Annotated in this window: 9 protein-coding genes; all 9 read left to right on the top strand. The window is 39.4% G+C overall.

Annotation, left to right across the window (positions count from 1 at the left end; all coding sequences use genetic code 11):
- Window positions 1-169: 169 nt before the first annotated feature.
- Genes ACILQR_RS16830 through ACILQR_RS16790 form a run of 9 tightly spaced genes read left to right on the top strand, consistent with a single transcriptional unit; the run spans window position 170 to window position 8,887 of the window.
- On the top strand, window positions 170-712 hold the full coding sequence (locus ACILQR_RS16830) for a hypothetical protein (RefSeq protein WP_395652511.1): 543 nt from the start codon (window positions 170-172) through the stop codon (window positions 710-712).
- Window positions 712-4,062 (top strand): hypothetical protein, encoded by a 3,351-nt coding sequence (locus ACILQR_RS16825; RefSeq protein ID WP_395652510.1) that lies wholly within the window; start codon window positions 712-714, stop codon window positions 4,060-4,062. The genes ACILQR_RS16830 and ACILQR_RS16825 overlap by 1 nt, the downstream gene beginning before the upstream one ends.
- Before the next feature lie 3 nt (window positions 4,063-4,065).
- Window positions 4,066-5,730, top strand: a complete 1,665-nt coding sequence (locus ACILQR_RS16820) for a hypothetical protein (protein WP_395652509.1) — start codon at window positions 4,066-4,068, stop codon at window positions 5,728-5,730.
- A gap of 1 nt (window position 5,731) precedes the next feature.
- Window positions 5,732-6,781 carry a hypothetical protein gene (locus tag ACILQR_RS16815; protein ID WP_395652508.1) on the top strand — a complete coding sequence of 350 codons (1,050 nt, stop codon included), beginning with the start codon at window positions 5,732-5,734 and terminating at the stop codon, window positions 6,779-6,781.
- Between the two features lie 15 nt (window positions 6,782-6,796).
- On the top strand, window positions 6,797-7,225 hold the full coding sequence (locus ACILQR_RS16810; protein ID WP_395652507.1) for a phage tail assembly chaperone: 429 nt from the start codon (window positions 6,797-6,799) through the stop codon (window positions 7,223-7,225).
- The gene (locus ACILQR_RS16805) at window positions 7,225-7,650 is read left to right on the top strand and encodes a hypothetical protein (protein WP_395652506.1); all 426 of its coding nucleotides are present in this window, start codon (window positions 7,225-7,227) and stop codon (window positions 7,648-7,650) included. Before ACILQR_RS16810 ends, ACILQR_RS16805 begins: the two co-directional genes overlap by 1 nt.
- Window positions 7,631-8,200 (top strand): hypothetical protein, encoded by a 570-nt coding sequence (locus ACILQR_RS16800; protein WP_395652505.1) that lies wholly within the window; start codon window positions 7,631-7,633, stop codon window positions 8,198-8,200. Before ACILQR_RS16805 ends, ACILQR_RS16800 begins: the two co-directional genes overlap by 20 nt.
- Before the next feature lie 9 nt (window positions 8,201-8,209).
- Window positions 8,210-8,416 (top strand): holin, encoded by a 207-nt coding sequence (locus tag ACILQR_RS16795; protein WP_395652504.1) that lies wholly within the window; start codon window positions 8,210-8,212, stop codon window positions 8,414-8,416.
- On the top strand, window positions 8,417-8,887 hold the full coding sequence (locus ACILQR_RS16790) for a lysozyme (RefSeq protein ID WP_395652503.1): 471 nt from the start codon (window positions 8,417-8,419) through the stop codon (window positions 8,885-8,887).
- The last annotated feature ends 122 nt before the right edge of the window (window positions 8,888-9,009 follow it).

The raw sequence follows: 9,009 nt of genomic DNA, 5'->3' as shown, positions 1-9,009 counted from the left end.
GGAGTATCACATTTTGAGCGTGTTTATAAATTCCCAAAAGGATTAAATAAAGATACTGACCAAACTTATAAAGACATTAAATCATATTTTGAAAAATATGAAGATGCTAAGTCTTATACTAAAATGAAGGTGAATGACCTGCCATCTAATTTAAATAGCAGAGGGCCAAATGAATAGTTTTGTTGATGTTATTTTAAATAAACATGCAGAGGCTATGCAAGCTTATCGTGATATGGAAAATCGCGTAAGAAGCGAAACAGAATTGCCAGTAGAATTTGTTAAACAAGTTGGCACTAAGATTAATGAATCTGGCAAAGAATACCAAAATACAATTAAAGATATGCCTGTTGGAGAAGCGTTGTTAAAAACAATAGAGGCTGGCGGCAAAGGATTAGTTGAAGGGTACGTTGGTGGTGGCGGTGAGCTTGAAAAGCTTATAAAAGGAATTGGCGCTGTTATTAACACTCCACAAGGAAAATCAAAGTTAGACGCATTACTACAAGAGTTTGAGGCTGATTCATCAAAATTTAATCCTGATACTCAAAGAGCAGAAGAAATAGTATCTAAAGTTGCTGGTAAATCTCCAGAAGGATTTGAATTTGTTGAGGGCGGAACTCAATTACTTGGCCCAGTGGGAATATTGCATGCTGGCAGTAAGGCTGTAAAAGTTGCCGCTAAAGGAATTAAAAAGATGACAAAGGCGAATAAATAATGGCTAGTTTAAAAGGCGTTGCTGAGGCTATCAAAGCATCAAGAAGTGTAGTTAAAGGCAAAGTAGATAAAATAGTTGAGCCTATTAAAAAGCTCGATGAAAAGATAATGGAAGCTCCAGCATTTAAAACGCCAGTGCTACAAACTATTGAGCAACGTAAATATCAAAAGCCAATTGTCCCTAAAAAACAAGAGGTACAACAAGCCGTAGAAACAACAGATGTTGCTGCTGATGTTAAGACTGCTGATGATATTAATAGCACTGCTGTCACATTTGATGAGCCGTCTCCAGTAAGCATTACTGATGAAACTGTTGTTCCTGTAGATAATGTTAATGAGGCAATGCCAATTGAGACTGCGCCTATTGATGACGTAATCAAGCAAACGCAAGAACCTCCAGTTCAACAATTAGAACAACCAGTACAGCAACCTGTGCAAGATGTTGAGCAAATGATGGCGCAAGAGCCTGTGATTACTCCACAACAACTTGGCGAACAAATTAAATCATCAGAAGAATACATTGCAAATATTAGAGCAGAAGAAGCATCGAGATTAGCTAATGCGACATCTGATGCTGAACGCAGTATTATTAAGTCTCAAACAAAAGCAAAATTAATATCTCCACAAGAAGTGTTCAATCTTTCAAGCAGTGGCGATTTAGCTCCAGCGCTTAAAGCTATTGGAGACTTAGCAGGCATCGAAACAAAACGCGTTAGCTTTACTGATGCAGCTAAAGAGTTTGAACGTCAAGGGTTTGATAAAGAGTTTATTGATGACTTGCTAGGTGGAAAACTTGGTATTTCTTATGAGAACTCATTGCAAGTAAATATGGCTGCTGAATGGAGCAAGTCAGTTCTTGACGACATTGGTCGTAAAGCATTAGCTAATCAAGCTACTGATACTGAATTATATGACGCTGTAAAGACTATCTCTTTTAATAGCTTATTGATGAGAAGCGTTAAAGGCTATCAAACTAATACTGCTCAAGCATTTGGTGCGTTAGGATATAAACCAGTAATGGGCGAGGCATTTGAATCAATCTTGCCAGGATTTAAAAATAAAGATGATTTGTTGGCTTTCTTTAAGAAGCGTCAAGATGTAATGGCAAATTCAGATTTAGATGAAGCCGCTAGAAATAAAGTATTGATGAAAATGAATGATGCTGCAACAACAGATTCATGGATGACCCGTGGTGTTACTGCTTATCTAAGCGGCACAATCTCTGGATTTGGAACGCTTGCGCGCGTAGTTGGGGGTGACTTACCTCGTATTGGATTGCGCCCTGCTAATACATTAGGAGCGTCATTTTGGGGGGCGGCAAGAAACACAGACTTGTTTAATGGAAAACTTAATTTAGGTTCATCTAATAGACGCTATGCAACGGAAGCATTATCTCAAGTTGCTGCATTAGATGAGGGAATTAAGAATGGGTTGCAAGCTGCAATGTTTGCATGGAAAAATAAATATTCAGCATTAGATAATCTTTCTGGTCAAAGAACTGGTTTGACTGGTCGCCCTGATTTTTATGACATTGACCCAGATGCTACTCCATTATCTCAAATGTTTTTTAAATCAATGAACTTCCTTCACTCTTACGGAAGTCGCTCTGTAATGACAGTAAGTGAGTTTTCAAAAGGAATACATTATCAAATGGGGCTAGATGCACTTGCAACTCGCAAAGGCATTGAGGCTAGAGATTTTGCTAGTTCATTTGGAAAGTCAGAAGATGAGCAATGGGCTGCATATCAAGCGGCAGCTAGAGATGTATATGTAAATCCTCCAGATGATGTATTACAAGAAGCTAAGTATTGGACATTGGAAGCAAGACCAAAAGAAGGGACAATGCACAAATGGCTTGTTGATATGACTTCTAATAATGACACTTCTGGAATTGGTCATTTAATAAGGTTGAAGTTTCCATTTATGGCAACAACAACAAATGACATGATTCAAACATTGGAGCATACCCCATTAGGTGCAGCATGGATGGCAGCAAAAGGAACTGCTGCTACTGTTATGGAAACTCCAGGTAAATGGCATGAAGTAACAAAGAAGATTCAAGATATTGGTCGTAAGATGAACGAGGATATTAAATCTGGCGATTATCTTAAACGTGATATGGCATTAGCAAAGCTTACAACTGGCGCTGGCATTATGACATATATGACTACTTTAGCTGCTGATGGAAAAATTACTGGTGCTGGCCCTAGAGATAAAGCTGAGAGAGAAATTTGGCTGTCACAAGGCGCATTGCCATTTGCATTTGTTATTGATGCAGAAGGCCAAACAGAAGGGCAAACAGAAGCACAACGTTTATCTGGCGCAGAAGCAATGTATGGAAAATCTTTTAAATATTCATTGGGAAGTGGAAATTACAAAGGTAAAATATTTGCTTCATATAATGGTATGAGTACCTTTGCAGCGCTTGCTGGCATCAGTGCAACAATGTATGAATCATCAAGATATTTAGAGCCTAATGATTACTCTGGAATGTTTGGTGCAGCCGTTGTTGGCATGTCAGAATATTTGATGGACTATCAGATGCTTACTGGCTTATCTGATATTATCAGAGGCATAGATGAAATTAACAGAAGCCCAGAAAAAGGCACAGTTAATGCAGTTAATAAAACATCAAAATGGCTATCTCAAGTTGCGGTAGATTTCTACGCTCCAGCTAGTGGCGCAAGAAAGATGTTTGTAAAAGATTGGGATTACAATAAAGAGGAATTCCCTATTGACCCTGATATGCCACCTGGCTTGGCTGGATTAATGGCTGGATGGAATCAAGCAATGCGTGGTTTATATTTATCAGAAGGTTTAAATAAAGTAGATATATGGGGACGTGATTTAACTTATGACACATCTTCTGTATTGCAAACAACATTTGGCAAGAATGATAAAGCAGAGCAAATTAGATTGTTAAGTGGCGCATCTACAAGAATGCCAGAAAGAAATATTCAAGGTTCTTTTGATATTGATGTTGGTGATGAGATTAGAACTGTTCCATACAGTGTTCCATTGTCAGATAAAGAATACAAGGCTATTATTAAACTTGCTAGTCTGCCAATTGCTGATGGTGGATTTGGTATGCGTGACGCAATCTTAGAGTTGGAGTATGATAACAACTTTATTAATGGTCATCCTGATGATAGAAAAGCGCATGTAGAAAGCATAATGTCATCTGCATTTAAATCAGCGCGTGATACCGTACTGGAAAATCCAGAAGATAAATATTATGGGAACGCTAAAATTGAAAGAATGGTAAAAGAATCTCATGCTACATTAAAAGCAAGAGCTGATGCAAAAGCGCAAGAAAATAGAAAATTAATGATGAGAAGGGCAAGGGACTAAGACATGGCAGATTATCCAATAAGTAACGTAGCAAGACGTATTGTCTACACAGGCTCTGCTGGTGTTGGCCCTTACGCTTTTAATTTTGAAGTATTAACTAACACAGACATTAAAGTATACAAGAATGATGTGTTGCTGACATTGACTACTGATTACACAGTATCAATCAGTTCCACACTAGGCACAGGTTCGGTAACATTAGTATCTGCGGCTACTGGCTCAGACCGTATTACTATTGTTGGCGCTAGACCTGTAGAGCGTACCACAGACTTTACGACTGGTGGCGATTTCTTTGCTAACACAGTCAATGATGAGTTAGATTCACAAACTATTTTAGTGCAACAAGTAGCTGAAACAGCAGAGCGTTCTATTAAGGCTCCTGTTACAGACCCTACTAACATTAACATGGTGTTGCCAATTAACACGGTTCGTGCTGGTAAAACATTAGCGTTTGATGCTAGTGGTAATCCTGTAGCTGGAGACCCTATTGGTAACTGGCGTGGCAATTGGGCTAGTGGCACAACGTATGCTAACCGAGACATTGTTAAAGATACAACTAATGACAATATTTATTTAGTAACTACAGCTCATACTTCTAGTGGCTCATTGCCGATTAGTACAAATGCTGATAGTGCTAAATGGGCTTTAGTTATAGATGCCGCTGCTGCTGGTGAAGCTCGTATTGCTGCCGAAGCTGCACAAGCTGCTGCTGAGTTAGCTGAAACAAATGCTGAGACTGCTGAGACTAATGCTGAAACAGCCGAGACCAATGCTGAGACTGCTGCAACTAATGCAGCTTCTAGCGCAAGTGCTGCATCATCTAGCGCAAGCGCTGCATCATCTAGTGCTTCTAGTGCTTCAAGCTCTGCAAGTGCTGCATCTACATCAGCTACTAACGCTGCTTCTAGTGCATCTGCCGCTTCTACTTCCGCTTCTAATGCAAGTAGCTCTGCAAGTTCTGCATCTAGTTCTGCAAGCACAGCAACAACACAAGCGACTAATGCGAGTAACAGTGCAAGTGCTGCAAGCACATCTGCAACCAACGCTTCTAACTCAGCATCTGCGGCAAGCACATCTGCTACTAATGCAGCATCATCTGCTAGTTCTGCTTCAACAAGTGCAACTAATGCAGCATCTGCTCAAACTGCCGCAGAAGCCGCAAGAGACCAAACATTAACAGCCTTTGATAACTTTGATGACCGTTACTTAGGGACTAAAACATCTGACCCGTCAGTAGATAATGATGGCAATGCCCTTCTTGGTGGGGCTTTATATTTTAATTCTACAGATGGCGTAATGAAAGTTTATACTGGCTCTGCATGGGTTGCTGCTTACGCTTCATTGTCTGGAGCATTAATTGCTAATAATAACTTATCTGATTTAAACAGTGCTTCTATTGCTAGAGATAATTTAGGCGTTGAAATTGGTGTTGATGTTCAAGCGTATGATGCAGACCTTGCTGATTTAGCTACAAATGGTGCTGGAACTGGAAATAGTCAATATGTAAAAAGAGATAGTTCTGCAAAAGTTCCAATTGGCTCTACATGGAAAGTTTATGAATCATCAGGAATTTTGTATTTTGAAGTAAGTGGTACAGCAAAAGCAAAATTAGATGGCTCTGGTAATTTAACAGTCGTTGGAAACGTAACAGCATACGGGACTATTTAATATGGCATTACCAACCTCAGGCTCACTAACATTAGCTGATATTCAAACTGAATTTGGTGGCACTAATCCAATTAGCCTTAGCGAGTATTACGCTGGAGGAGGGTTAGTTCCATCTGGAACTTCTGGAACTTATGGAGCAGTTCCAACAAGTGGTGCTATTTCAATTCAAAATTTTTATGGAACTACTAATCGTGTAGCTTTATCAGTGACCTACGCATCAAGTACTGCTAACGCTTCATTAAACCTATCTGGAATTAGTGGGTATATTTCAGGTAAATCTGATATTACAATTACAGTTAATTCAGGCGTATATCTATATGCAACATCAACTGGGAATGCTGGATTAGCTTTATCAGGTGGAACTACAGGCGATACGCTTACTATTGTTAATAATGGATTTATTATTGGTCAAGGCGGTAATGGATTTTCAAGCACATCTACCGCAGCTACATCAGGTGGCCCTGCCCTAAGTCTATCATTAAACGCAACTATTAATAACACCAACGGTTCTGCCTATATTGCTGGTGGCGGTGGTGGCGGTGGTAATGGCACTAACTATGAAGGTGGCGGTGGCGGTGGCGCTGGCGGTGGTAACGGAGGAACTGGTTTTTCTGGACGTGCTGGCGGTAGCGGTGGCGGAGTAGGAAGTGCTGGTGCTACTGGTACGTCAAACACATCTGTTACTGGCGGCTCTGGTGGTGGCGCTGGCGGTGGCGGTGGCGGTCAATCTGGAAACGCTAAAGGCACAACTGTTTATGGCTCTGGCGGTGGTGGCGGTGGTCGCATATTACCAGGTTCTGGAGGTGCTGGTGGCGTTGCTAGTGCAGGGCCAACTAGGTCTAATGGAGGCGATGGCGGTTCATCTAATGCTGTTGGTGGAAATAAAACGAATGCTGGTGGTGGCGGTGGTGGCGGTGGCGGCTGGGGAGCTTCTGGTGGTAATGGCTCTGCTGGCAGTCCAGGGTCTGGTGGCCGCGCAGTAGAATTAAATGGCAAATCAGTGACATGGGTTTCAGGCAATACTACTAGAGTATACGGTGCCGTATCTTAAAATTAAGGAGATGAGATGATTTATAACGTATATAATCCGTTTACAGGAGAAAATACAAAAGTTGAAACCGCAGAAGAAGTAAATGCTATGGTTTCAGGTATTTTAAAAAACTTTATTGATGAACATAAGCTAGTAGTAAATGTTATAGATGTTCAAGCAAATGGAGATGAAACATGGCTAACTCATGCAACTCCAGAAATAGATGCGTCAGCTATACAATTAATAGGTCAAGACCCAAACCTAACTCAAGAACAGAAGTTATCTTGGATTCTTCAAGAACGTGATGTTCGTTTAGCTGCTAGTGATTGGACACAATTGCCTGATGTTATTGCTTTGCATGATGAAACTTGGCTTGCTAATTGGCGTACATACAGACAGGCATTAAGGGATTTGCCTGACACATTGGACATTAATAACCCTGTATATCCAGTGCCTCCATTGTAATGTATGTATTAAAAAAAGCTGAAACCTTAGAAGAAAAGTTATTAGTATTAAAGACTATGGGGAAAGCAGGTCAAGATACATCTGACCATGTATGGGGGTTTTGGGAAAAAGATATTTGTGTAGGTGGAATTAATTTATATAACCTAAATAATTTTATGGCTACTGAGAATTTTTCTATTGAGATAACAGTGCCGCCATCTTTTGCTTTAGGCTTATTAGGATATTCCGCATTAGTTGAAGCATTAAAAGTTAAGAGTAGATTGTTAGCTAAAGTATCAATTGATAATCATACATCAAGAAAAGGTGCTAGGCAGTTAGGCTTTAAAAAGTTATACGTCAAAAACGGATTTGAGTTTTTAGAACTTAATAGCATTACTGATAGTATGCACAAAAGATGGGGAAAGTATGTACAAGGTAATTCCTGATTTCATTAGCGATGACGAACAGGTATTTTTAAAAGAATTAGTAGCTCAATATATTGCTAAATCATCAGGGAAGTTACGTTCTTATGCAGACCATGAGCAGCATCACAATGCTACATTTGGACGTAATACTGAACCTATATATTTCTTTTCTATAGTGGAAGAATTAAAAACCAATACAAAGTTACAAGAGATTGTAAGCCGTATGCAGAAAGCCGTTGGGGTGCCAGAAGAAAATCCTAACACATATTTTAACTGGGTTATAAGTATAGCTCCTAGAAATACAGAAGTAATGAATCATGTTGACCCATTAGATGAAAAACTAATGGCAACTAAAAAAATAGTAAGAATTAATTTAATTGTAGAAAATGCTAAACGTGGTGGCATATTTCAATTAAGTAAAGAATCAAATGCAATGAATTATGTAGATGCAGATATACCTAATAAAGGATTAATGACATTTGATGCGTCAGATATTTGGCATAGAATTACTAAAAATTTATCAGGGACAACTAGAATTAATTTATCAATAGATGCTGTTGTAAACAGGTAAGGGATAATAATGGAACACGAAACAATCACAAGCATTGCAGGCAAGGCAACTTACGCTGGAGCTGGCAGCGCTATATTTTTTGGCATGACTGCTAATGAGTTTGCTGCCATTGGCGGCTTGTGCATTGGTTTGGTGGGCCTTATTGTCAATGTAGTATTTAAATACTTGGCACACAAAGAATTGAAAGAGCATCACAAACGTGTGGAAGAAAAGTAATTGAATAAGATTACACAAAGCGCAATTGCTTTATCTGCTAGTGGACTGTTACTGATTGCAATGCACGAAGGCTTTAGTTCTGACCCATATAAAGATACTGGTGGAGTTGTGACAAATGGATTTGGGAATGCTACTATTACTCCTAACAAGCCTGTTACTGTAGTCAAGGCATTAGAAGATTTAAAAGTAAACACATCTGCCACGGGAACTAAAGTATCACAATGCGTGACTACTGCAATGACACAAGGCCAGTATGATGCTTACGTTAGCTTTGCATACAATGTAGGAGGCAATGCTTTCTGCAAGTCTACAATGGCTAAGAAGGCTAATGCTGGAGACCGCATTGGTTCATGTAAAGAGTTTGACAGATGGGTTTATGTGGCTGGAAAAGATTGCCGTATTAAAAGCAGCAACTGTTCTGGTATTGTTCATAGGCGGAAAGCAGAAAGAGAGTTATGCTTGCAAGATTAAATCCATTATATACTGCTATCGCCATTGGACTATTTGTAATAGGAGTATATGGTTATGGCTACTATAGTGGATATAGCAATCAGAAAGAAAAGTTTGATGCTTTTGTATTACAGACTAAAGCT

The organism is Brevundimonas sp., from assembly GCF_044239655.1.
Taxonomy (GTDB): Bacteria; Pseudomonadota; Alphaproteobacteria; order Caulobacterales; family Caulobacteraceae; genus Brevundimonas.
The sequence above is the reverse complement of the archived record's forward strand: the minus strand, read 5'-3'. Positions and strand labels throughout refer to the sequence as shown.

Coding starts and splice junctions, on each gene's coding strand:
- ACILQR_RS16795 (WP_395652504.1), top strand. CDS start 8,210: ATGGAACACGAAACAATCACAAGCATTGCAGGCAAGGCAACTTACGCT.
- ACILQR_RS16825 (WP_395652510.1), top strand. CDS start 712: ATGGCTAGTTTAAAAGGCGTTGCTGAGGCTATCAAAGCATCAAGAAGT.
- ACILQR_RS16800 (WP_395652505.1), top strand. CDS start 7,631: ATGTACAAGGTAATTCCTGATTTCATTAGCGATGACGAACAGGTATTT.
- ACILQR_RS16820 (WP_395652509.1), top strand. CDS start 4,066: ATGGCAGATTATCCAATAAGTAACGTAGCAAGACGTATTGTCTACACA.
- ACILQR_RS16805 (WP_395652506.1), top strand. CDS start 7,225: ATGTATGTATTAAAAAAAGCTGAAACCTTAGAAGAAAAGTTATTAGTA.
- ACILQR_RS16815 (WP_395652508.1), top strand. CDS start 5,732: ATGGCATTACCAACCTCAGGCTCACTAACATTAGCTGATATTCAAACT.
- ACILQR_RS16830 (WP_395652511.1), top strand. CDS start 170: ATGAATAGTTTTGTTGATGTTATTTTAAATAAACATGCAGAGGCTATG.
- ACILQR_RS16810 (WP_395652507.1), top strand. CDS start 6,797: ATGATTTATAACGTATATAATCCGTTTACAGGAGAAAATACAAAAGTT.